Here is a 22,897-nt window from a genome sequence, read left to right on the forward strand (position 1 = left end):
CATCCAAGGGTGAGTGACGGGACTCGAACCCGCGACATCCTGGACCACAACCAGGTGCTCTACCAGCTGAGCTACACCCACCACGACCGGCGGTGACTTTGTGGTTTCTCCGACCGGCCGAGAAAAAGTGTACAGGGTCCGAAGGGGTGCTCGCGCACGGCTTTCCGGGAGCCGCTGCCGGGGCCTCCCGGAGGCCTCCCCGCGGCCTATTCCGCAGGCAGGACGTGCTTGGCCGCGATCGTCCGCGCGGTGTCCGAGTCCGGGCCGGGCTGCGGTACGAAGATGGCCTCGCGGTAGTAGCGCAGTTCGGCGATGGACTCGCGGATGTCGGCGAGGGCGCGGTGGTTGCCGTTCTTCTCCGGGCTGTTGAAGTAAGCCCGCGGGTACCAGCGCCGGGCCAGCTCCTTGACGCTGGACACGTCGACGATCCGGTAGTGGAGGTATCCCTCCAGGGCCGCCATGTCCCGGGCCAGGAAGCCGCGGTCGGTGCCGACGGAGTTTCCGCACAGCGGGGCCTTGCCGGGCTCCTTCACGTGCTCCCGTACATAGGCCAGGACCTGCTCCTCGGCCTCGGCGAGCGTCGTGCCGCCGGCCAGCTCGTCGAGCAGGCCGGACGTGGTGTGCATCTGCCGCACCACCTCCGGCATCGTCTCCAGTGCCTTGGCCGGCGGACGGATGACGATGTCCACGCCCTCGCCGAGCACGTTCAGCTCGGAGTCGGTGACCAGTGCGGCCACCTCGATGAGCGCGTCGTCGGACAGCGAGAGGCCGGTCATCTCGCAGTCGATCCACACCATGCGATCGTTCATGCGACCACCCTAAAGCTGACGTCGGCGTTTGGGTGCCCCCCGGTACGACGCCGACGTCTCCGGGGGCTGCCGCCCCCGTACCCCCGCATCATCGGCCTACGGCCTCGTCCTCGAACGCCGGACGGGCTGGGTGGGTGGCTGAGCGTGGTCGTCATCGGGTGCCGGTCGGCTGGAGGGTGGATGATCGCCGTTGTCCTCGGGCGCTGTGGCTGCCGCTGTGGCGTTGTCCTCAAACGCCGGACGGGCTGAGAGAGGGCCGCGCGTCCTCGTCGTCACAGGGGGCGTCACGTCGTGGCCTGCCTCGCGGCATGGTGGGCTCCGGCCCACCCGAGGGTCTCGGGTGGGCCGGGGTGGGTCAGCTGCCCGTGCGGGGGCCCGGGAGGCTGGGGGACAGGCCCACCGCTGCCGTCCTGCGGGTCTGCATCGGCAGTACGCCCTCGGGGTACTGGACCGGAAGCGGGCCCGTGGGCGGCAGCGGGGACGGTTCCGGGGCCTCGGGGCGCTCGGACTGCGGACGGCGTGCCCGGTACGCGGCCCGGTACGCCGCCGGGGACGAGCCCAGCTGGCGGCGGAAGTGACCACGCAGGGCGACGGGGGAGCGGAAGCCGCAGCGGCCCGCCACCTCGTCCACCGAGTAGTCCGACGTCTCCAGGAGGCGCTGCGCCTGGAGGACCCGTTGCGTGATCAGCCACTGGAGCGGCGCCGACCCGGTCAGGGAACGGAAGCGGCGGTCGAAGGTGCGGCGGCTCATGTACGCGCGAGCCGCCAGCGTCTCCACGTCGAACTGCTCGTGGAGGTGCTCCAGCGCCCAGGCGACGACCTCGGCGAGCGGGTCGGCGCCGATCTCCTCTGGTAAAGATCGATCGAGGTAGCGCTCCTGACCGCCCGAGCGGCGCGGCGGGACCACCAGGCGGCGGGCGAGCGCGCCGGCCGCCTCGTTGCCGTGGTCCGTCCGCACGATGTGGAGACAGAGATCGATTCCGGCCGCCGTACCGGCGGACGTGAGGACGTCGCCGTCGTCCACGAAGAGTTCCCGTGGGTCGACGTGCACCGACGGATAGCGCTTGGCCAGCGTCGGCGCGTACATCCAGTGGGTGGTGGCCGGGCGGCCGTCCAGCAGGCCTGCGGCGGCCAGCACGAACGCGCCCGTGCACAGCCCGACGATGCGGGCCCCCTCTTCATGGGCGCGCCGCAGCGCGTCCAGTGCCTCCTCCGGTGGCGGCGCGGTGATCGAGCGCCAGGCCGGTACGACGACCGTGCCGGCGCGTGAGATCGCTTCCAGGCCATGCGGCGCGGTGAGTTCCAGGCCCCCTGTGGTCCGCAGCGGGCCTTCCTCGCCACCGCACACCAGTAGTCGGTAGCGCGGTACGCCGGCGTCCTGGCGGTCTATCCCGAACACCGACAGCGGTATGGAACTCTCGAAGATGGGGCCGCCGCTGAACAGCAGCACCGCGACGATCTCCTTGCGGCGTCGCCCGGACAGTTTCCGGGCCGCGGTTTCCGGCGCGGCAGTGGAGTCGTGGCTCATCCTGCTAAGCCCCCCTCGGTGGTCGCGGCTCCTCGGTTGTGTCGCTCCTGCACGTTTCCCCTCGGTCCTGCACGAGTCCCCCGCCGTAAGACGTCAAGATCGAATCTACTGGTTTCCGCGGTGTTGCGTTGACCAGTTCGACACGCCGTCGATTGTCGACATGACAACTTGGCGTGAAGCATTCGATCACGAAGGGTTGCACTCACGGGCCGTGCAGGGAAGTGCGCCTCGTCGCAGTGGCCAAACCGCGTAGGGTGCGGAGGGGCCTGCGGACCCTTTCCGTGCAGGTGGAACGGGGGTTGGGGGGTGGTTGGTGCCCCTCTTGCACAGGTCCGCCAAGTTGGCTGAAAACAAGCGTTGGCGTGCGCGGAAACCGGTCAGTCGACCGGTGTAGTGCTGCGGGTGTGACGTCCGCCTCCCCGGGGGGCCGTCCCGCGCTCCGCGTCGAGCCTCGCACCGAGTTCCGAGCGGCGCAGCAGGAAGCGGCACGCGGCGGTGACGGCGGCGAGGCCGAGGGCGGTGCCGGCCGCGCCGACCGCCGAGCTGCCGTACCAGAGCAGCACCACGGGCACGAGCACGCAGGAGAACGCGGCCCAGCGGACCACGTCGCCGGCGCTGTCCGGAGCACGGTGCTGGTCGGGGGCGCGGTGCGGGGCGGGGGTGCGGCGCGGGTCGGCGGTACGGCGCGGGGCGGGGGCGCGGCGCGAGGTGGGGGCGCGGTGCGGGGCGGGGGTGGTGCGGCGCGGTCCGGACATGGTGGTACTCCCTCATGACGCACTCGTACCGGGATCAACGCGCGTTCGAGCGGTCGGTCACCGTGCGTGGGCCCCGGTGCTGTCCGAATCCTGTGCAAACCGCCTGTACGGGGCAGCAACCATTGCGTTACGGGCGCGGCTCGTGCATGCTCCCTGGAACCCCTAACCGACTCCGGGGAAGGTCCCCTACGGAGAGTGCGCGGGATCTGGGCTGAGGAGGCGTGCCGCCGTACCCTTGGGGGTATGGGGTTGGGAAGATGTTTCCCGGACACGAGCTCGCCGCACACCGTCCCTCCCACACAAGGATCACAACGCCGAGACAGCCATGGCCGGTCACGAATTCTTCGATCCAGCGGACCGCAAGCGGCCGGTCGCCGACCCCACGGCGGCCGATGCGCTGGCGGCGGAAGAGTCACGCCCTTCCTGCGATCCCGCCTTCAAGCACGGAGTGGTCGTCGGCTTCGACGGTTCCACCTCCAGTGAGCGCGCCCTCGCCTATGCGATCGGGATGGCACACCGCTCCCGCGCAGGGCTGATCATCGTCCACGTCGCCAACCGACTGCCGACCACCGTGTGGGCCGGCTGCGAGCCACCCGTCTTCGTCGACGTCCCGGACCACCGCACCGAGGTGCTCGGTCTCGAACTCGCCTGCGCGGACTACCTGGCCGAAGTGCCCTGGATCCTCGTCGAGCGCGGCGGTGACATCTGCCACGAACTCGAAGAGGTGGGGCGGGAGTACGAGGCCGACGCGATCGTCGTGGGGTCGACCCACGGGCTCGTCGGGCGGATCTTCGGCTCCGTCGCCGGGCGGCTCGCCAAGCGGGCCAAGCGGCCTGTCGTTGTCATTCCGTAACTCCACGTTCTCCCAGGTGAGATGTGCCGTGGGAACGGTCCGGCTCTCTTCGTGCGATGCCTGAAATTCCTGGCGTGCAGAGGTGTTTGTGCCCTTGTGAAGGGCATATATCGGTCACCGCGCACAACTGCACAAAGCATGAAGGGAGCCCGCCGTGGACAACGACGTCTCTGCGGGAAGCGGAACCACCACCGTGGCCGGCCGACTCGCCCTGGGAATCACCCTGTTGGCGTTCGGACTCGGTACCACCGGTGTCATCGACGGCGTCACCACCTCCGACGCCGTGTCAATCGCCCACTACGTGGGCGGAGTCGCCCTCTTCCTCGTCGGCCTGCTGGCCTTCCGTGACCGTGACGCAGCGAGCGGCACGGGCTATGTGGCCCTCGGCGCCCTCTGGTTCACCTGGGCCGTCTCGTCCGGTGGCCACACCTCGGCCAACGGCGCCGGGCTCTTCCTGCTCCTCTTCGCCCTCGTGGCCCTGTCGTTGACCCTCGCGGGCGGCGACCAGCTCGGACAGGGCATGCACGGTCTGCTGTTCCTGGCGATGCTCCTGCTCGCCGTCGCCCAGTTCGCCGACAGCTCGTCACTGACCAAGGTCGGCGGCTGGGTTGCGGTGGCGGCGGGGGCGGTGGCCTGGTACGCCGCGACGGCCGCGCTCGCGCACTGGCCGACGGTGCTGCCGGGGCGGGCTGCCGGTCGGGGGGTGACGGCCCACGGCTGATATGGCAGCCGACGCCGGGGAGTTGGGCGTCCCCGGCGATCCAATGAGCGGACCCCTGCGTGGCATTCGGCACACGCGGGGGTCCGTTCGGGTTCGTCGCCCCGCACAGTCCGCGCGACCGGATGACCCCTACTCCACCGTCACCGACTTGGCGAGGTTCCTGGGCTTGTCGATGTCGCGGCCCAGGGCCTTCGCCGTGTGGTACGCGAGGAGCTGGAGCGGGATGCCCATCAGGATCGGGTCGAGTTCGTCCTCGTTCTTGGGGACGACGATCGTGCGGTCGGCCTTCTCCTGCTCCTGGTGGGCCACCGCGAGGATCTTGCCGCTGCGGGCCTTGATCTCCTCCAGGGCCGCGCGGTTCTTCTCCAGGAGGTCGTCGTCGGGGACGATCGCCACCGTGGGGAGGGCCGGCTCGATGAGGGCCAGCGGCCCGTGCTTGAGCTCGGACGCCGGGTACGCCTCCGCGTGGATGTAGGAGACCTCCTTGAGCTTCAGGGAGGCCTCCCGGGCCACCGGATAGCCCCGGACGCGGCCGATGAAGAGCATCGAGCGGGCCTCGGCGTACTCCGCGGCCATCTTCTCGATCTCCGCCTCCTGGGCGAGGATCTCCGAGATCTGGGCCGGCAGCTTGCGCAGGCCGTCGATGATCCGCTTGCCGTCCCGGACCGAGAGGTCGCGGATGCGGCCGAGGTGCAGGGCGAGGAGGGCGAAGGCGACCGTCGTGTTCGTGAAGCACTTCGTCGAGACCACGCAGACCTCCGGGCCCGCGTGCACGTACGTGCCGCCGTCCGCCTCCCGCGCGATCGCCGAGCCCACCACGTTCACCACGCCCAGCACCCGCGCGCCCTTGCGCTTCAGCTCCTGGACGGCGGCGAGCACGTCGTACGTCTCACCGGACTGGGAGACCGCGATGTACAGGGTGTCGGGGTCGACGACCGGGTTGCGGTAGCGGAACTCGGAGGCGGGCTCGGCGTCCGCGGGGATGCGGGCCAGCTCCTCGATCATCTGGGCGCCGATCATGCCCGCGTGGTACGAGGTGCCGCAGCCGAGGATCTTCACCCGGCGCACGGCACGCGCGTCGCGGGCGTCCAGGTTGAGGCCGCCGAGGTGCACGGTGGAGAAGCGGTCGTCGATGCGGCCGCGCAGCACGCGGTCGACCGCGTCGGGCTGCTCGAAGATCTCCTTGTGCATGTAGGTGTCGTGGCCGCCCATGTCGTACGACTCTGCCTCCCACTCCACGGTGGTCGGTTCGGCCGTCGTCCGGGTGCCCTCGGTGGTGTAGGTGCGGAAGTCGTCGGCCTTGAGAGTGGCCATCTCGCCGTCGTCGAGGGTCACTATCTGGCGGGTGTGGGTGACCAGGGCCGCGATGTCGGAGGCGACGAACATCTCCTTGTCGCCGATGCCGAGGACCACCGGGGAGCCGTTGCGGGCGACGACGATCCGCTCGGGGAAGTCGGCGTGCATCACCGCGATGCCGTAGGTGCCCTCGATCACGTGCAGCGCCTGGCGGACCTTCTCCTCCAGGGTCTCCGCCTGGGAGCGGGCGATCAGGTGGGTGAGGACCTCGGTGTCGGTCTCCGAGAGGAACACCACACCGTCCGCCTCCAGCTTGCGGCGCAGCTCGGCGGCGTTGTCGATGATCCCGTTGTGGACGACGGCGACCTTCTGGTCGGCCGACATGTGCGGGTGGGCGTTCACGTCGGACGGGGCGCCGTGGGTGGCCCAGCGGGTGTGGGCGATGCCGGTGGTGCCCTTGAAGCGCGCCGGGACCTTGGCCTCCAGGTCGCGGACCCGGCCCTTGGCCTTCACCATCTTCAGACCGGCCGTCTTCGGGGCCGACACGACGATGCCCGCCGAGTCGTAACCGCGGTATTCCAGCCGCTGCAGACCTTCGAGGAGGAGGGGGGCGACGTCGCGCCTGCCGATGTATCCGACAATTCCGCACATGTATAGGTGTTCCGTATCCCTAGGCCGTAGTCATCCGTAGACCATGCGACGAAGCTGCCGGAGGGTGAGCTCCGGCGGGGCGACCGCCCGGTACTTCAGATCCGCCGCGATCCGGTCGAAGATCTCCGCGTTGACCAGGCCTTCCGCCTGGAGCTCGCGGTGGCGGCGACGGACGAAGTCCGCGGTCGTCTCGTCGAAGTAGGCGAGCACGTCCTGGATCACCCGCAGCGCCTCGCCCCGGCTCAGGGGCGAGGACCGCATCAGATGATCAACGAGTTCGTCGTGCACCCGGTAGATCCTCGGGTACCGGCGCCGGTTTCGCAAGAATCCTGCCCGATTCCGGGCAACGGTCTGTTGAATCTCTTATGGGGTGCTGTTCGCAGCCTGTCCATCCTGTGTCTTGCGCCACGTCGCTTGTGGAGACGATTTTCAGACGCCATGGACATTCCTCGTATGGGCGTACCCGATGAGCTCGCCGAGCGCATGAGCATGGCCGAGCAGCACGAGTACCTCCGCGCCAAGTTCTCCCGGCGCTCCATGATCAGAGGCGGTGCCGTGACCCTCGGCGCCGTCACGGGCGGCTCGTTCGTCCTGGGCGGCACCGCCCAGGCCGCCGTCCCCACCCAGTCCTCCGCTCCCGCCACCCAGTACGTCGACGGCGCCTACGTCGCCCCGTTCGGCCGCCACCTGGCCTTCGGCAACGACGCCAGCACGGAGATGACGATCTCCTGGCAGGTCCCGGTCGCGGTCAAGAAGCCGTTCGTCCGCATCGGCACCCACGCCTCCCACCTCTCGGTGAAGATCGACGCCGAGATCCGCACCCTGTACACCCCGGCCGGCATCGGCGCCAGCGGCGACCACACCCAGTACTACGTGCACGCCAAGCTGGCCAACCTCAAGCCCGGCCGCACCTACTTCTACGGCGTCGGCCACGACGGCTTCGACCCGGCCTCGCCGAAGTTCGCCGGCACCATAGGCACCTTCACCACCGCCCCCCGCAACAAGGAGCCGTTCACCTTCACGGCCTTCGGCGACCAGGGCGTCAGCTACCACGGCCTGGCCAACGACAGCCTGATCCTCGGCCAGAACCCGAGCTTCCACCTGCACGCCGGTGACATCGCCTACGCCGACCCGGCCGGCCAGGGCAAGAGCGCGGACACCGGCTTCGACTCCCGCGTGTGGGACCAGTTCCTGGCCCAGACCGAGTCGGTCGCCAAGTCCGTGCCGTGGATGGTGTCGTACGGCAACCACGACATGGAGGCCTGGTACTCGCCGAACGGCTACGGCGGCGAGGAGGCCCGCTTCAGCCTGCCCGACAACGGGCCGGACAAGAACCACCTGCCGGGCGTCTACTCCTTCGTCCACGGCAACACGGCGATCATCTCGCTCGACCCGAACGACGTCTCCTTCGAGATCCCGGCGAACCTGGGCATCTCGGGTGGTACCCAGACCAAGTGGTTCGAGGCGCAGCTCAAGAAGTTCCGCGCCTCGAAGGACATCGACTTCATCGTCGTCTTCTTCCACCACTGCGCCTACTGCACCTCCACGGCGCACGCCTCGGAGGGGGGCGTGCGACAGGAGTGGGTGCCGCTGTTCGAGAAGTACACGGTGGACCTGGTCATCAACGGCCACAACCACCAGTACGAGCGCACCGACGTCATCAAGGGCAACACCGTCGTCAAGAAGCTCCCGATCGGCGAGACGGCCTACTCCGAGACCGAGGGTGTCGTCTACGTCACCGCGGGCGCGGCCGGCCGCAGCCTCTACGCGTTCACCGCCCCGGACTCCTACGAGGGCCACCTGAACGAGGTCGACTCCGTCGCCTCCTTCATCAACACCAAGGACGGCAAGGTCAACGAGACCGTCGCCTGGTCCCGGGTGCGCTACCTCAACTACTCCTTCCTGCGCGTGGACGTCGAGCCCGCCCCGCGCGGCCAGTACGCCAAGCTGAAGGTGTCGGGCATCGCCGAGACCGGCGACCGCATCGACCACTTCACGGTGGCCCGCAAGGCCAAGTAGGGCCCGGCGGGAGCAAGCGGCAAGGCCGTGCGCCGGAGGCAGGGCGCACGGCATCCGCAGGCGGTCCTCACAAGCGTCTGAGGACCGCCTGTTTGGCCCTCGTGAACTCCTCGTCGGTGAGCACGCCCGCGCGGTGCAGTTCACCCAGCTCGCGCAGCCGGCGCAGCAGCGCGTCGTGGTCGTCCCCGGCCGGCGCGTCCGGCTCCCGGGACGCCTCCGCCGCGGCGGCCGCCGAAGGATGCGGCAGCCGGGCCTGCACCGCCGCCGCGACCAGCGCCATCAGCGGATCCCGCCGGAACCCCCACAGCTCCACCGCGTTCGGGTCGTACTTGGCCCGTTCCCGGACCGGCGCGCCGGTCACCCGGAACCTCAGATGGCCGTTCTCAAGCCCGGCGGACGGCTGCCACTCCACGCCGAGGATGTCCGCCAGGGCCAGCGTGCGCGGACCCGCGGCGGCCTTGGCGTCCTCCGTCTTCCAGTTCCACTCCAGGCGCACCCGCTCCCCGTCGAACGACGCCGTGCCGTCCCCGGCGGAGACCGACAGCGGCAGCGGCGGCCCGGGCAGCAGGTACCCGCTCACCGGCGTCCCCGGCACCCCCGCCAGGAGCAGCGCGTCGCGCACCTCGTCCGTGAGGTACTCGGCGACCCCGTACCGGTCCGGCTCGACGGTCAGCCGATAGGGATCGTGGGGTTCGGCGAGGCGGCCGCCGGTGGCGTGCAGCAGCGGATCGGCGCCGTCCCGCAGCCGCAGCCTCAGCCGCCCCTGCCTGCGGCCCTGCTCGAACGAGATCCCCGCCAGCGCGCCCAGCGGGACGACCAGTTCACCCAGGGCCCGGCGCAGCACCCCGACGTTCTTGTCCCGCCCGGAAGTCAGCCGCAGCGCGGCGCCGTCGAAGACCCAAGTGCCGTCCTTCTGGATGATTTCCGCCACCCGGGGATTGTTCCACCGGAAGTGCGGGAGAGTGGTCTCGACCAATCCTGGTCCGTCTCGACCAATCCTGGTCGGTCTCGACCCCCGCTGAAGGGAGCGCATGTGCGATCGCACCACAGAACGACTCCCCGAACCCCCCGTATGGGCCGCGTCCTAGGGTCCCTGCTGCTCGTCGCGGCGGCCGGCGCCTTCACGGCCGGCGCCGCCCCGGCGTCCGCCGCGACCGGGCCGGCCCCGCTCGGCCGGGTCGTCCCGGCGCCCGCCTCGGTCACCCCCGGCGGCACGCCGTACCGCATCACCCGCTCCACCGCGATCCGCGTCGACGGCTCCGGGGCCGCCCGGCGGGTCGCCGAGTACCTCGCGGACCTGCTGCGCCCGTCGACCGGCTACCGGCTGCCCGTGACCACCCACGGCGCGGCGGGTATCCGGCTCGTCCTGTCCCACGGCCCGTTCGGCGCCGAGGGCTACCGGCTCGACAGCGGCCGCGGCGGCGTCACGATCACCGCAGCCGAGCCCGCCGGCCTCTTCCACGGCGTCCAGACCCTGCGCCAGCTCCTCCCGGCGGCCGTCGAGAAGGACACCGTGCAGCCCGGCCCGTGGCTGGTCGCGGGCGGGACCGTCACCGACCGCCCGCGCTACGCCTACCGGGGCGCGATGCTCGACGTCTCCCGGCACTTCTTCACCGTGGCCCAGGTCGAGCGCTACATCGACCAGCTGGCCCTCTACAAGATCAACGAGCTGCATCTGCACCTCAGCGACGACCAGGGCTGGCGCCTCGCGATCGACTCCTGGCCACGCCTGGCGGGCTACGGCGGCTCGACCCAGGTCGGCGGCGGCAAGGGCGGCTACTACACCAAGGCCGAGTACCGGGAGATCGTCCGGTACGCCGCCTCCCGCTACCTCGAAGTCGTCCCCGAGATCGACATGCCCGGCCACACCAACGCCGCCCTCGCCTCCTACGCCGGCCTCAACTGCGACGGCACGGCGCCGCCGCTGTACACCGGCACGGAGGTCGGCTTCAGCTCGCTGTGCGTCGGCAAGGAGGTGACGTACGACTTCGTGGACGACGTCATCCGCGAACTGGCCGCCCTCACCCCCGGTCGCTACCTCCACATCGGCGGCGACGAGGCGCACTCCACCGGCCACGCGGACTACGTCGCGTTCATGGACCGGGTCCAGCCGATCGTCGCGAAGTACGGCAAGACCGTGATCGGCTGGCACCAGCTGACCGGCGCCCACCCGGCGCGGGGAGCCCTGGCGCAGTACTGGGGCCTGGACGACACCGGCGCCGACGAGAAGGCCCAGGTCGTGAACGCCGCCCGCAACGGCACCGGGCTGATCCTCTCGCCCGCCGACCGGGTGTACCTCGACATGAAGTACACCGAGGACACCCCGCTGGGCCAGGACTGGGCCGGACTGGTGGAGGTGCGGCGGTCCTACGACTGGGACCCGGGCAGCTACCTGGCCGGCACCCCCGCCTCGGCCGTCAGGGGCGTCGAGGCGCCGCTGTGGACCGAGACGATCGTCACGGACGCCGACATCGACTACATGGCCTTCCCGAGGCTGCCGGGAGTGGCGGAGCTGGGCTGGTCGCCGGCCGCCACCCACTCCTGGGACGCCTACAAGGTGCGGCTCGCCGCCCAGGCCCCGCGCTGGGACGCCCTCGGCATCCCCTACTACCGCTCGCCCCAGGTGCCCTGGCCCGCAGCCTAGGGTGACATGACCGGCGGGCTCCCCCGAGGACCGTACTCGGGGGAGCCCGCCGGCCCGGATCAGAACCCCGCGACGGGATTTTCCAGGGTTCCGACCAGCTGGAGGGCGCCCGACGGGTCCGCCAGGTCCACCATCTGCCGGTTGTCGCGCAGCTGGAGCCGGTTCAGGCAGGACAGCGCGAACTCGGGCGCGAACATGTCGTACCGCGCGAACCTGTCGGCGAGTTCGGGCGCCGACGCCTGGTACTCGCGGGTGACCTCGGCGACCGTCCGCCAGAAGTCGTCCTCGGCCAGGACCCCCTCGGCCGCGAGGTTCGCGGCGAGGAAGCGGAAGAAGCAGTCGAAGACGTCCGTGAAGATCGACAGGAGCTTCTTCTCCTCCGGGACCTCCACCCGCAGCCGCTCCACCGCCGGCGGCAGCACCGCGTCCGGGTCCATGACCGCGATCTCCTCGGCGATGTCCTTGTAGACCGCCCGCCGTACCACCCCGTCCTCCAGCACCAGGATGACGTTCTCGCCGTGCGGCATGAACACCAGGTCGTAGGCGTAGAAGCTGTGCAGGAGGGGCGTGAAGTAGGCCCGGAGGTAGGCGCGCAGCCACTCCTTCGCCGGCAGCCCGCTCCGCTCGATCAGCGCGGCCGCGAAGGAGGCGCCCTCGTGGTCCACGTGCAGCAGGGAGGCCATGGTGGCCAGGGACTCGCCCTCCCGCAGGGACGGGACCGGGCTCTCCCGCCACAGCGCGGCCAGCATCTTCCGGTACGGCGAGTAGCGGTCGGTCGCCCGCTCGTACTCCAGGTGCCGGTAACCGACGGCCGCCCGCTCCCGGATGATCGACAGGCCGGTGGAGGTGAGCACCGGGTCGTTGTCGATGAGCTGGGCGAGCCAGTCGTTGATGGCCGGGGTGGCCTCCATGTAGGCGGCCGAGAGCCCGCGCATGAAGCCCATGTTGAGGACCGAGAGCGCGGTCTTCACGTAGTGCTTCCCGGGGTGCGAGCTGTTGAAGAAGGTCCGGATGGACTGCTGGGCCAGGTACTCGTCGTCGCCCTCGCCCAGGCAGACCAGGTAACCGCGGGCGACCTCGGCGGCGAAGGTGACGGTGAGCTTGTTCCACCACTGCCAGGGGTGCACCGGGATGAGGAGGTAGTCGGCGGGGTCCAGGCCCCGCTCGCGCAGGACGCCGTCGAAGCGCTCGACGGTCGCCTCGCCCAACTCGTCCCGCACGAACGACTCGTACTCGATCCCGGACCCCGCGGTGAACGCGGCCCGCGACCGGTGGGCCGCCAGCCACACCAGCCGGACCGGGCTCGCGGTCTCGGGCGCGTACGACAGGTACTCGTGGACACCGAAGCCGAGCCGCCCGTTGTTGGCGACGAAGCAGGGGTGGCCCTCGGTCATGCCGGTCTCGATCGCCTGGAAGCCGCTTCCGGCGAGCTCGGCGGCCGGGATCTGCGGCTTGGTGAGCTTGTAGCAGGTGCCGGAGAGGGTGGAGGAGATCTCCTCCAGGTAGACCGGCAGGATCTCCTCGCTCAGCCCCAGTGACTTCTGCAGCTCGATGAAGAAGTCCAGCGCGGCGAGCGGGAGTCCGGCGCCGTCCCGGGTACGGGTGATGGAGTCCGGGTCCACCTGCCAGTGGTCCAGGGCGCGGCGGACGGCGGTGAAGCGGTAGCGGGTGAGCCCGTCGTCGCTGCGGACGACGTACGACTCCCCGTCCCGCTCCGGGGTGATGAGGCGCTCGTGGGCGAACTCGGCGAGGGCCTTGCGTATGAGCAGCCGGTTGGCCTTCTCCCAGCGCTCGGGGGAGAGGTGGGCCACGGCGTCGGCGAGGGTCATACGGCGGCCACCGCCGTCTCGAACCGCTCCCGGGTGCAGAAGCTCAGCAACGCCTTCTTCTCCGGCTTCTGGATCTCCCGTACGGGCACGAAGCCGACGGCCTCGTTCAGCGCCTGCACGGCCTTGTTGCCGACGTCCGGCTCGACGACGATGCGGCGGGTCGCCGGGTCCGCGAAGAGACGGGCCACCACGGCCGTGATGACGGCCCTGGTGAAGCCGTGCACGGGGGTGTCCGTGGCGGGGGTGAGGAAGTGCATCCCGACGTCGCCCGGCTCGGGCTCGTACAGCCCGGCCAGCTCCCGGTGGGCCGGGTCGTAGTACTCCATGAGGAAGGCGGGCTCGCCGTCCTCGCCGAGGCCGAGCAGCGCGTGGTGGTGCTCGTCGGCCGCGATCTCCATGTACGCCCGCTCGACGTCCTCCAGTTTCGCGTCCTGCATCATCCAGTAGGCCGCCTTGGGGTGGGTGACCCAGCGGTGCAGCAGCCCGGCGTCCTGGAGGGGGTCCAGGGGGCGGAAGGTGAAGGTCATGGACATCGTGCTCATATGGCGAACTCCTGGAAGGCGATCGTCTTCTCCACCGGGTAGTACTCCGAGCCGAGCAGCTCGCGGATGATGTACGCGTTCCGGTAGGGGCCCATGCCCAGGTCGGGGCTGGTGATGCTGTGGGTGTGGACGCCGGCGTTCTGCAGGAAGACGCCCCGGCCGGTGACGTCGATCGCGTAGTTGCGGGCGACGTCGAAGTTGCCGTGCGTGTCGTAGCGCAGCCGGTCGCGGACGGGCTTCAGGAACTCCGGTTCCGCGTACCGGTAGCCGGTGGCCAGGATCAGGCCCTGGCTCTCGATCTCGTAGTCCTTGCCCTGCTCCTCCTGGCGGAGCTTCAGCGTGTACGTGCCGTTGTCGTAGGCGGCCGCGTTCAGGGAGGAGTTGGTCAGCAATCTGGTGGGGACCGGGCCGCCGAGGCTCTTCTGGTAGAGCAGGTCGAAGATCTCGTTGATCAGGTCGCCGTCGATGCCCTTGAAGAGGCCCTTCTGCTCGGCGGTGAGCCGGTAGCGGGTCGCCTCGGGCAGGGCGTGGTAGTAGTCGACGTACTCCGGGCTGGTCATCTCCAGCGTGAGCTTGGTGTATTCGAGCGGGAAGAAGCGGGGGGAACGGGTCACCCAGTTCAGGCGGTAGCCGTGGACGTCGATCTCACCGAGCAGGTCGTGGTAGATCTCGGCGGCGGACTGGCCGCTGCCGACCAGCGTGATCGACTCCTTGGACTGGAGTTCCTGCTTGTGCCGCAGGTAGCGCGAGTTGTGGATGAAGTCGCCGCCCAGGTCCCGGCAGGCCTCGGGGACGTGCGGCGGGGTGCCGGTGCCGAGGACCAGGTGCCGGGCGCGGTACGTCTCGCCCGCCGCCGTCGCGACCAGGTAGTGCTCCGCCTCGTACCGGACCTCCGTCACGGTGGTGCCGAAGCGGACGTTGGTCAGTCTGTGCGCGGCCCAGCGGCAGTAGTCGTCGTACTCGACCCGCAGCGGATAGAAGTTCTCGCGGATGTAGAACGGGTACAGCCTGCCCTTCTCCTTCAGGTAGTTGAGGAAGGAGTACGGCGAGGTGGGGTCGGCGAGGGTGACCAGGTCCGACATGAACGGCGTCTGGAGGTGCGCGCCGTCCAGGAACATGCCGGCGTGCCACTCGAAGTCGGGCTTCGAGTCGAGGAAGACGCCGTCGAGTCCGGTGATCGGCTCGGTCAGGCAGGCGAGGCCGAGGTTGAAGGGCCCGAGCCCGATCCCCACGAAGTCGTAGGTCTTGGTCGGGTGTTCAGGACGCGCGGTCAAGGGACTCTCCCAGGTACTGCTCGACGTGGCCGGCGATCAGGTCGAGGACGGCGGCGATGTCGGCCGTCGTGGTCTCGGGGTTGAGCAGGGTGAACTTGAGGTAGTGGCGGCCGCCGACCTTGGTGCCCGCGACCACCGCGTCGCCGGAGGCGAACAGGGCCTTGCGGGCGTACAGGTTGGCGCGGTCGATCTCGGCCTGGTCGGTGACGGCCGCCGGGATGCAGCGGAAGACGAGGGTGGAGAGGGACGGCTCGACGACGACGTCGTAGCGGGGGTCGGCCACGAGCAGCTTCCAGCCCTCCTGCGCCAGCTCGCAGACCTCGTCGAAGAGTTCGCCGATGCCGTCGGCGCCCATGGTCCGCAGGGTCATCCACAGCTTGAGGGCGTCGAAGCGGCGGGTGGTCTGGAGGGACTTGTCGACCTGGTTGGGGATGCGTTCGGTGACCGTGCGGCGGGGGTTGAGGTAGTCGGCGTGGTATGTGACATGGCACAGCGTCGACGCGTCCCTGACCAGCACCGCGGACGAACTCACCGGCTGGAAGAAGGACTTGTGGTAGTCCACGGTGACCGAGTCGGCGCGCTCGATGCCGGCGAGCCGGTCCCGGTGCTTCAGCGAGGCGAGCAGACCGCAGCCGTAGGCCGCGTCGACGTGCATCCACACGCCGTACTGCTCGCACAGCCCGGCGATCTCGGGGAGCGGGTCGATGGAGCCGAAGTCGGTGGTGCCGGCGGTGGCGACGACCGCCATGGGCACCAGGCCGTCGTTCCGGCACCGCTCCAGCTCACGGGCGAGGGCGACGGTCTGCATCCGCTTGTCGGCGCCGACGGGGACGGAGACCACCGCGTCCGGGCCGAGGCCGAGCAGTTTCGCCGACTTCCGCACGCTGAAGTGGCTGACCTCGGAGGCGAAGATCCGCAGGTCGGCGAGGTTCTCGGTCTTGGCCTCCTCCCGCGCAAGGAGCAGCGCCTGGAGGTTGGACTGGGTGCCGCCCGAGGTGAACACTCCGTCGGCCGCGGCACCGAAGCCGATGCGGGCGGTCGTCCAGTCGATCAGTTTCCGCTCGATGAGGGTGCCGCCCGCCGACTGGTCCCAGGTGTCCAGGGAGGAGTTGACGGCGGAGAGCACCGCCTCGCCGAGCACCGCCGGGATGACCACCGGGCAGTTGAGGTGGGCGAGGTAGCGCGGGTGGTGGAAGTAGACGGCGTCGCGGAGGTAGACGTCCTCCAGCTCGTCGAGCACCGCGGTGGTGTCGTGCAGCGGGCGGTCGAGGTCGATGCCGTCGATGCGGAGGGAGAGGGCGTCGACGGTGACACCCGTGAACGGACGGTCGGCAGTGGCGAGTTTGGCCGCCACTCGCTCTACTCCTTCGGTCACGGAGCGGCGGTACTGCTCCGCGGTGAGGTCATTGAGCAGGTGCGAGCGCATGAGGGGGTCCTCCGGGACGATCCGTGCGGGGGAAGGGAGCGATCCGCTCTCCACTTAGGTTAGCCTAACCTAAGTAACGCGAGTGAAACGCTGCCCTCCCGTGACGGCCGTCACGTCGACGGCCGCGACCACCGGGTGGCCGTAACTACTCGCCGGCCGCCCGGAGTTGCTCCTCCGTCAGGCCCCGCCGCCAGTACCCGACGAAGGTGACCCGCCGCCGGTCGATCCCGCGCTCGCCGACGAGGTGCCGGCGCAGCTCCTTCACCCGCCCGGACTCCCCGGCGATCCAGGCGTACGGGTGCGCGTGGGAGGGCAGGTGCGCGGCGCGGATCTCCGCGACGGCGTCGTGGCCGCCCACCAGCCAGGTGATCTCCGCGTCCGCCGCGGTGACCACGTCCTGGACGTCCCCGGCGCACGGCACCTCCAGCCAGGCGCGCACGCGGGTGCCGGCGGGCAGCGATTGGAGGATGGCGGTCGCGGCGGGTACGGCGGTCTCGTCGCCCCACATCACCACCAGGTCGGTGTCCTCGGGCGGCCGGAACCGGATCGCCCGGTTGTCGGCGACGGCGGGTCCCAGCAGGATCACCCGGTCCCCGGCGGCGGCCCGCGACGCCCACCGGGAGGCGGGCCCGGCGGGGGTGGCGGCCCCCGGCCCGACCCCGTGCAGCACGAAGTCGATGTCGACCTCGTCGGGATCCCGGCGCAGTTCCCGCAGCGTGTACGACCGCATCACGGCCCGCACGCCGTCCGGCAGGTCGCGCCACCCCTGCCACCACCCCTCGCCGAGCTCGATCGGTACGACGGGCACGGCGCACCCCTCGGCCGGGATGAACAGGGAGAGCGACTGGTCGCGTCCGTGGGAGTGGAAGTGCGCCAGATCGGCACCGGCGAAGGTGACCCGGACCAGAGACGGACCGAGCCGCCTCGTCCGTACGACCTGGAGGGAGAAGAAACGGAACGGGGCGGCTACGGCCGTCGTCATATGAGCTCCTGAGACTCAGGAAGTTGTGTGGACGTGCTCCTGCTCGCGGGTCAGCCGACCTTCTTGGCCGTCTCGATCGCCTTGGCGAGGTTCTCCAGCATCGCGACGCACTTGTCGTACGAGAAGATCGGCTCGGGGGAGCGGGCGATGACCTGGCCGGCCTTGACCGCGGGGAGCTTCTTCCAGGTGGGCTGGGTGATGTCGGCGGGCTGGATGGTCGCCGTACGGTCGTCCATCATGATGATGTCGGCCTGGTACTTGTCGACGTTCTCCCAGCTCAGCGACTCGTACCAGCCGCCGCTCGCCTTCAGTACGGAGGCCGGGGGCTCGACGAGGTTCACGCCGAGGGCCTTGAAGTACTCCAGGTCCACGGAGAGGTCGGAGCCGGACACGTAGAAGATGTCCTGGGCGGCGGAACCGGCCAGCACCTTGATGTCGGGGTGCGCCTTGGCCGCGGCGCGCAGCCGGGACGAGGCCTCCTCGAACCGCTTCTTCGCGTCGGTCACCTTGCTCGCCGTCATGTCCGCGCCGAGCGACTCCGCGAGGGCCCAGACGCGCTGGAGCGGGACGGTCAGCCGGCGGTCGTAGGCCGAGATGCCGACGCTCGGGGCGAGCTTGGCGATCTTGTCCTTGGACTCCTCCGGGACGTACCAGAGGGTGCCGGCGCCGTCGAACATGGTGGTGATGAGGACGTCCGGGGCGAGCGCCGCGTACTTCTCGACGTTGAACTGGCCCCACTCGTTGCCGAGGACGGTCAGCTTGCTGACGTCCATGTCGCCGGCCTGGACGTCGGCCTTGCCGGCCTTGGTCTTCGTGGGCCCGAAGACGCCCTTGACGCTGACGCCGTAGTCGTACAGGGCGGCGGCGACGCCGACGAACGCGACGATGTTCGCCGGAACCTTGTCCAGCTTCACCGTCGTGCCCCGGTCGTCCTTGAACGTCCAGGGACCGGACTTGGCGGCTGCCGTCGTCTCCTTGTCGGAGGAGCCACCACTTTTGCCGCCGTCCCCGCAGGCGGCAAGCACGGCGCCGAGACCGAGGGCGCCACCGGCGGCGAGGATGCCGCGGCGGGTGAGGTGGGCTGCTCTGACGTTGGACATAGGCGTGGCTGCTTTCGGACGTGCGGAAACACCGCCGGACGGGATGAAGCTTAGGTTAGCCTAACCTCAGATCACGTCCAGTTCCAGCCCCCGGCGTTCCGCCCGAGTTCGATCCACCCCTGGCCAACTCCCGCACAGCCACGTCTCGTTGGGCCCCAGCGCTCCTCGGGGCCGGGACCTGCTGATAGACAGGTGCGATGGCGGACGACGTACAGGCGGATGCGTCCCGGGCGGGTCGTTCCGGGCTGATCGTGAGGGTCCCGGAGGCGGAGCCCGCGGTGGGAGCGTGGCGTGACCGCCTCGACCCCGCGGCCCGCGCCGGTGTTCCGGCCCACGTCACCGTGCTCTTCCCGTTCCTCGACGCGGGCCTGATCGACGGCGGTGTCCACGCCGCGCTGGGCGACCTGCTCTCTCACCACCGGCCGTTCGAGGCCCGCTTCGACCGCTGCGGCCGGTTCCCCGGAGTGCTGTATCTGGCCCCGGCCCCGAACCGGCCACCCGCTTCGGACGCCTCACGGAGGCGATCGCCGAACGGTGGCCGGAGAACCCGCCGTTCGGCGGCGCGTTCGACGACATCGTCCCGCACCTCACCGTCGCCCAAGGCCAGGACGAGTCCGTCATGGCGAGGGCCGAAGCGAGCCTGCTGACCAGCCTCCCCGTCGTGGCGCGGGTGTCGACGGTCGACCTGCTGGTCCACGACGGGAGGCGCTGGGAACGGCGGGCCTCCTTCCCGCTGGGTCAGGCCTTGCGCGGTCACCTGGGCCGGTAGGCGGTGGCCAGCACGGAGACGGTGACCCGGTCGGGCAGCGGGGCCTCGCCGCTCAGGTCCGCCCGGGTCAGGTGGCGTGCGCTCGGAGTCATCGCCAACAGGTCGAGGGCCTCCTCCCTGGCCAGGGCCGCGCCGTACTCCACCTGTCCGGTGGCGGCGACGGCGAAGAAGGGATCCAGTGCCCGGTGCAGGCGCCGCTCCTTGGCCGGATCGACGGTCACCGTCGCAGGCAGTCGCTCGCGCAGTTCGGCCAGGTGGCGCCCGGTGGGGCGGACCACGATCAGCCGCCCGGTCGGGCGGAGCACCCGGTGGAACTCGGCCGGGTTCCGCGGGGCGAACACGTCCAGCACGACATCGGCGACCCCGGTGGCCAGCGGAAGGGGACGGTGCAACCCGGGTGACTTTCCGCAGGCGGCTCCTCGATGATGCACGGCGTGCCAGGAACTGATGCACCCGTGGCCGTGGTGGCCCACCTCTTTCACGAACTCCGAGGCGAGACGTGGCCTGCCCGGCTCAACACCGCCGAACGGGCAGGCATCGACCTTGTGATGCTCGATGCCGACCTCGCCGGGTGCGTGACGACCTGGCTGAGCAACGGCGGTTCCCTCGACGCACGGCGGCTCGGGATCCTATGCCGGAAGCTCTCCGACCTGGAACAGGTCCTGCCGGAGCTCGACGAAGCAGACAACCCCGGCTTGTGGCGGCTCTGGCACGAGATGACCCGGCTCATCGTCGATACCGGTCCGTACCCCACCAACTGAGCGGACCTCTTGGGGCATCACCACGGGACGGAGCCGTTGCGGTCCTGGAAGGTGCCGGTCGGGCCGTCCGGGCCGACCGTGGCCATCGCGACGATCGCCTCGGCGCCCTCGGCGACGGTCTGGTGGCCGCGGTGGCCGTTGAGGTCGGTGGCGGTGAAGCCGGGCTCGACGACGTTGACCTTGAAGCGGGGCAGCGCCTTCGCGTATTGGATCGTGAGCATGGTGACGGCCGCCTTCGACGACCCGTAGGACAGGGCGGGGAGCTTGGACTCCATTCGCGCCGGGTCGGTGACGATGCCCATCGACCCGGTGCCGCTGCCGATGTTCACGATCACCGGATGGTCCGACGCCTCAAGCAGCGGGATGAACGCTTCGGTGACGCGGACGACGCCGAACACGTTCGTGCCGTAGACACGCTGCATCTCCGCGGCCCCGATCTGGGGCGCGGGAATGAACGCACCGGAGATGCCGGCGTTGTTCACCAGCACGTCGAGGCGGCCCTCGGCCTGGCGGATCGTCTCCACTGCGGCGTCCACCGAGGCCTGGTCGGTGACGTCGATCCGGACGAACCGGGCGCCGAGCCGCTCGGCGGCCTCCCTGCCGCGCTCCGGGTCGCGGGCGCCGACGTAAACGGTGTGCCCGAGCTCGATGAGGCGGCGGGCGGTCTCGTATCCGAGGCCCTTGTTGGCCCCGGTGATCAATGAAATGGTCATGCCTCCCATCATCGGTTCGGGTCCGACCCGAAGCCCAAGCAGATCGAGACTGGCCAGAAAAACCTCCACAGCCCCGTGAATTCGATCTTCGATCCTCCATGTGTGATGCCGAGCATCGGGTATAACTCCACCATGGATCGCACCGACAGGCAGCTCGTCCACTGCCTGCTCCAGGACGGCCGCGCCTCGCTGCGCCGCATCGCCGACGTCCTGGAGGTCTCCGAGCAGACGGTCGCGCGCCGCCTCCAGCGACTGAGGGAGGCCGGGGCGGTGCGGGTCCAGGTACGCCCCGACGCCCGGGCCACCGGCCAGCGGTCCTGGTTCGTCCGGATGCAGTGCCGCCCGGACTCCGCCTCCTCGCTGGCCGAGGCGCTGGCCGCCCGTGACGACGTGTCCTGGGTCAGCATCACCTCCGGCGGCTCGGAGATCATCTGCCTCGCCCGGGGCGCCGCCGACCAGGGCGGCGGCTCCATCCTGCGGCGCCTGCCCCGCACCAGCCAGGTCCTGGCCTTCACCGCCTTCACCGTCCTGCACGTCCACACCGGCAGCGGCACCCGCTGGCTCACCCTGGACGACCCGCTCACCCCCGCCCAGACGGCAGCCCTCCAGGCGGGCGCACGCCCTCACCCCACATCACCCCCTCACCCGCTCCACCCCGACGACGCACCCCTGCTCGCCGAGCTCGCCCGTGACGGCCGCGCCGGCGTCGCCGCGCTGGCCCGCGCCACCGGATGGCCCCAGTCCCGCGTCTCCACCCGCCTGGACGCCCTGCTGTCCACCGGCACGCTCCAGGTCAAGACCGACCTCTCTCCCGCCCAGTTCGGCTACCACACCTCGGCCTACCTGTGGCTGACCGTCGCCCCCAGGCACCTCGCCGCCACGGGCACCGAGGCGTCCCTGCACCCCGAGACGACCTTCGCAGCCGCCGTCACCGGCACCGCCAACCTCCTGGTCACCACCACCTGCCGCACCGACTCCGACCTCTACGCCTACGTCACCACCCGAATCGGCGCCCTCCCCGGCGTCCACCAGGCCGAGATCGTCCCGGTTCTCCACCGCCTCAAACAGGGCGGCACCCGCCTCCACGACAACCGGCTCGTCCCCACCTGACCCCGGGCCTGCGGCCGGTTCAGGTCGTGAGGCTGGAACATCCGCGTTCTGCGAGTGATTCTTTGGCCGTCCGCAATCTGCGTACTCGGGGGTTGGCGGCGGTGGCGGCGTCAGCTACTGCTCTCCGACCTGGAACAGGTCCTGCCGGAGCCCGACGAAGCAGACGACCCCAGCTTGTGGCGGCTATGGCAGAAGATGACCCGGCTCATCGTCGATACCGATCCGCACCCCACCAACTGAGACGACCTCTTGGTGGTCGTACATGCCAGTGTGTGCCAGATCGCGCGGGGAACCACGGGGAACACCGGGGACCCAGTCGACCGCCCACCGGGCACCGACACCGCTCCGCCGCAGGTCAGCTCCGGAGCAAGCCCTAGATGCGCTTGGCTTCCCAAGCTCAGGGCTCGTCTAAGCGACCGTTCAGATGGAAGAGAAGCCACTCAAGCCAGTCCGCCGTGACTCCCAGAGACGAGGCCCAGCCGTGCATGGAGCTCACGTAGGCGGCGTATCGGGTGGGCCAGTGGCGTGTGCCGGCCACCTTCCAACTGGTCCACCCGAGGGCATTGAGCGAACGAAAGACCCGGTTGTCGAGGATCAAGGCCCGGTTGCATGGGGCTTCGCGGTCGTCAACGGCCGCGAACCACTTGGTGAAGAAGGACCGCCCCACCCCCTTGAGGGCGAATTGCCGGTAGGCGTCGCTCATGTCGCCGTCTCGGACCGCTTTACACGTGGTCCGGAGGACAGTGGGCATGCGCGCGTCGGACAGAGCCGCTTCCGTGTACCGCGGCCCACGTCCGTTCGTGGTGCCCGAGCCCCAGATCATGACGGCCACGAAGAGGTCACGCAGACCGTCGGGATCATCGTCACCAACGCGGTCACGGAGATGGGCCAGGTCGCCCCGACTGATGAGACGGTCACCGCTCGACCCGCTCGCACATCCAACGCCGATATCGAGTACATGCGCCGCTCCGTGCGGCTCCAACCGCGAGCGCCACGTTTCTGGGCGAAAGCGAACGGGCTTCTGTTCGCAATCGCCGTAGCGGACAACGAGCTTCCGAAGCTGCTCCATCATGCTCCCCCTAGCCATGACGGCGGAGTGCCGTGAGCCACAGCCT

22 protein-coding genes, 1 tRNA gene and 1 pseudogene are annotated in these 22,897 nt (G+C 70.0%); 8 read left to right on the forward strand and 16 right to left on the reverse strand.

What is annotated here, in order from left to right:
- Window positions 1-8 precede the first annotated feature (8 nt).
- From ACFY0K_RS11660 to ACFY0K_RS11675, 4 genes are all read right to left on the reverse strand, one after another.
- Window positions 9-81 (reverse strand) — tRNA-His (locus ACFY0K_RS11660).
- A 125-nt stretch (window positions 82-206) separates the two neighbouring features.
- Window positions 207-809 carry an oligoribonuclease gene (gene orn, locus ACFY0K_RS11665; RefSeq protein WP_351497616.1) on the reverse strand — a complete coding sequence of 201 codons (603 nt, stop codon included), beginning with the start codon at window positions 807-809 and terminating at the stop codon, window positions 207-209.
- Between the two features lie 355 nt (window positions 810-1,164).
- Complete coding sequence (locus ACFY0K_RS11670) at window positions 1,165-2,337, reverse strand: GlxA family transcriptional regulator (protein WP_390639669.1); 1,173 nt, start codon at window positions 2,335-2,337, stop codon at window positions 1,165-1,167.
- Window positions 2,338-2,714: 377 nt separating this feature from the next.
- Entirely contained in the window at window positions 2,715-3,092 is a 378-nt protein-coding gene (locus tag ACFY0K_RS11675) for a hypothetical protein (RefSeq protein ID WP_390639670.1), read from the reverse strand.
- 325 nt (window positions 3,093-3,417) lie between these two features.
- Between ACFY0K_RS11675 and ACFY0K_RS11680 the strand changes: the two genes are divergently transcribed.
- Window positions 3,418-3,945: a universal stress protein gene (locus tag ACFY0K_RS11680; RefSeq protein WP_352367381.1), complete on the forward strand. Its 528-nt coding sequence runs from the start codon at window positions 3,418-3,420 to the stop codon at window positions 3,943-3,945.
- A 154-nt stretch (window positions 3,946-4,099) separates the two neighbouring features.
- Window positions 4,100-4,666 (forward strand): GPR1/FUN34/YaaH family transporter, encoded by a 567-nt coding sequence (locus tag ACFY0K_RS11685; RefSeq protein WP_390639671.1) that lies wholly within the window; start codon window positions 4,100-4,102, stop codon window positions 4,664-4,666.
- Window positions 4,667-4,795: 129 nt separating this feature from the next.
- Here the strand turns inward: ACFY0K_RS11685 and glmS are convergent, their stop codons facing one another.
- The gene (glmS, locus tag ACFY0K_RS11690) at window positions 4,796-6,613 is read right to left on the reverse strand and encodes a glutamine--fructose-6-phosphate transaminase (isomerizing) (RefSeq protein WP_390639672.1); all 1,818 of its coding nucleotides are present in this window, start codon (window positions 6,611-6,613) and stop codon (window positions 4,796-4,798) included.
- 30 nt (window positions 6,614-6,643) lie between these two features.
- Complete coding sequence (locus ACFY0K_RS11695) at window positions 6,644-6,901, reverse strand: hypothetical protein (protein WP_352359318.1); 258 nt, start codon at window positions 6,899-6,901, stop codon at window positions 6,644-6,646.
- Between the two features lie 165 nt (window positions 6,902-7,066).
- Here ACFY0K_RS11695 and ACFY0K_RS11700 point away from each other — a divergent pair, with 165 nt between their 5' ends.
- Window positions 7,067-8,632, forward strand: a complete 1,566-nt coding sequence (locus ACFY0K_RS11700; RefSeq protein WP_390639673.1) for a purple acid phosphatase family protein — start codon at window positions 7,067-7,069, stop codon at window positions 8,630-8,632.
- 67 nt (window positions 8,633-8,699) lie between these two features.
- Here the strand turns inward: ACFY0K_RS11700 and ACFY0K_RS11705 are convergent, their stop codons facing one another.
- Complete coding sequence (locus tag ACFY0K_RS11705) at window positions 8,700-9,563, reverse strand: DUF4429 domain-containing protein (RefSeq protein WP_390639674.1); 864 nt, start codon at window positions 9,561-9,563, stop codon at window positions 8,700-8,702.
- Between the two features lie 141 nt (window positions 9,564-9,704).
- On the opposite strand from ACFY0K_RS11705, the gene ACFY0K_RS11710 reads away from it, so the two are divergent.
- The gene (locus tag ACFY0K_RS11710; protein WP_390639675.1) at window positions 9,705-11,276 is read left to right on the forward strand and encodes a beta-N-acetylhexosaminidase; all 1,572 of its coding nucleotides are present in this window, start codon (window positions 9,705-9,707) and stop codon (window positions 11,274-11,276) included.
- Between the two features lie 59 nt (window positions 11,277-11,335).
- Here ACFY0K_RS11710 and ACFY0K_RS11715 read toward each other — a convergent pair whose 3' ends face one another.
- The 6 genes from ACFY0K_RS11715 to ACFY0K_RS11740 form a co-directional block, all read right to left on the reverse strand.
- Window positions 11,336-13,105: an IucA/IucC family protein gene (locus tag ACFY0K_RS11715; protein ID WP_390639676.1), complete on the reverse strand. Its 1,770-nt coding sequence runs from the start codon at window positions 13,103-13,105 to the stop codon at window positions 11,336-11,338.
- Complete coding sequence (locus tag ACFY0K_RS11720; protein ID WP_390639677.1) at window positions 13,102-13,647, reverse strand: GNAT family N-acetyltransferase; 546 nt, start codon at window positions 13,645-13,647, stop codon at window positions 13,102-13,104. Before ACFY0K_RS11720 ends, ACFY0K_RS11715 begins: the two co-directional genes overlap by 4 nt.
- Complete coding sequence (locus ACFY0K_RS11725; RefSeq protein WP_390639678.1) at window positions 13,644-14,921, reverse strand: lysine N(6)-hydroxylase/L-ornithine N(5)-oxygenase family protein; 1,278 nt, start codon at window positions 14,919-14,921, stop codon at window positions 13,644-13,646. Before ACFY0K_RS11725 ends, ACFY0K_RS11720 begins: the two co-directional genes overlap by 4 nt.
- On the reverse strand, window positions 14,905-16,347 hold the full coding sequence (gene desA / locus ACFY0K_RS11730; RefSeq protein ID WP_390639679.1) for a lysine decarboxylase DesA: 1,443 nt from the start codon (window positions 16,345-16,347) through the stop codon (window positions 14,905-14,907). Before desA ends, ACFY0K_RS11725 begins: the two co-directional genes overlap by 17 nt.
- A 145-nt stretch (window positions 16,348-16,492) precedes the next feature.
- Window positions 16,493-17,329 carry a siderophore-interacting protein gene (locus tag ACFY0K_RS11735; RefSeq protein ID WP_390639680.1) on the reverse strand — a complete coding sequence of 279 codons (837 nt, stop codon included), beginning with the start codon at window positions 17,327-17,329 and terminating at the stop codon, window positions 16,493-16,495.
- A gap of 50 nt (window positions 17,330-17,379) precedes the next feature.
- Window positions 17,380-18,429 carry an ABC transporter substrate-binding protein gene (locus tag ACFY0K_RS11740; protein WP_390639681.1) on the reverse strand — a complete coding sequence of 350 codons (1,050 nt, stop codon included), beginning with the start codon at window positions 18,427-18,429 and terminating at the stop codon, window positions 17,380-17,382.
- A gap of 197 nt (window positions 18,430-18,626) precedes the next feature.
- Here ACFY0K_RS11740 and ACFY0K_RS11745 point away from each other — a divergent pair.
- Together ACFY0K_RS11745 and ACFY0K_RS11750 are read left to right on the forward strand one after the other, a co-directional pair.
- A pseudogene (locus tag ACFY0K_RS11745) lies at window positions 18,627-18,848 on the forward strand (2'-5' RNA ligase family protein); the annotation flags it as partial.
- A 104-nt stretch (window positions 18,849-18,952) separates the two neighbouring features.
- Window positions 18,953-19,198, forward strand: coding sequence for a hypothetical protein (locus ACFY0K_RS11750; RefSeq protein WP_390639995.1), 246 nt, complete (start codon window positions 18,953-18,955; stop codon window positions 19,196-19,198).
- Here ACFY0K_RS11750 and ACFY0K_RS11755 read toward each other — a convergent pair.
- Window positions 19,183-19,590 (reverse strand): hypothetical protein, encoded by a 408-nt coding sequence (locus tag ACFY0K_RS11755; protein ID WP_390639682.1) that lies wholly within the window; start codon window positions 19,588-19,590, stop codon window positions 19,183-19,185. The two genes, ACFY0K_RS11750 and ACFY0K_RS11755, sit on opposite strands and share 16 nt — an antisense overlap.
- Before the next feature lie 63 nt (window positions 19,591-19,653).
- Here ACFY0K_RS11755 and ACFY0K_RS11760 point away from each other — a divergent pair, with 63 nt between their 5' ends.
- Complete coding sequence (locus ACFY0K_RS11760) at window positions 19,654-19,959, forward strand: hypothetical protein (protein ID WP_390639683.1); 306 nt, start codon at window positions 19,654-19,656, stop codon at window positions 19,957-19,959.
- Window positions 19,960-19,976: 17 nt separating this feature from the next.
- On the opposite strand, the gene ACFY0K_RS11765 is transcribed toward ACFY0K_RS11760, so the two are convergent.
- Window positions 19,977-20,672 carry an SDR family oxidoreductase gene (locus tag ACFY0K_RS11765; protein ID WP_390639684.1) on the reverse strand — a complete coding sequence of 232 codons (696 nt, stop codon included), beginning with the start codon at window positions 20,670-20,672 and terminating at the stop codon, window positions 19,977-19,979.
- A gap of 132 nt (window positions 20,673-20,804) precedes the next feature.
- On the opposite strand from ACFY0K_RS11765, the gene ACFY0K_RS11770 reads away from it, so the two are divergent.
- The gene (locus tag ACFY0K_RS11770) at window positions 20,805-21,782 is read left to right on the forward strand and encodes an Lrp/AsnC family transcriptional regulator (RefSeq protein WP_390639685.1); all 978 of its coding nucleotides are present in this window, start codon (window positions 20,805-20,807) and stop codon (window positions 21,780-21,782) included.
- A 397-nt stretch (window positions 21,783-22,179) separates the two neighbouring features.
- Here the strand turns inward: ACFY0K_RS11770 and ACFY0K_RS11775 are convergent, their stop codons facing one another.
- Window positions 22,180-22,854, reverse strand: a complete 675-nt coding sequence (locus ACFY0K_RS11775) for a hypothetical protein (protein ID WP_390639686.1) — start codon at window positions 22,852-22,854, stop codon at window positions 22,180-22,182.
- Window positions 22,855-22,897 lie beyond the last annotated feature (43 nt).

It is taken from the genome of Streptomyces sp. NPDC001507, from assembly GCF_042894765.1.
Classification (GTDB): Bacteria; Actinomycetota; Actinomycetes; order Streptomycetales; family Streptomycetaceae; genus Streptomyces.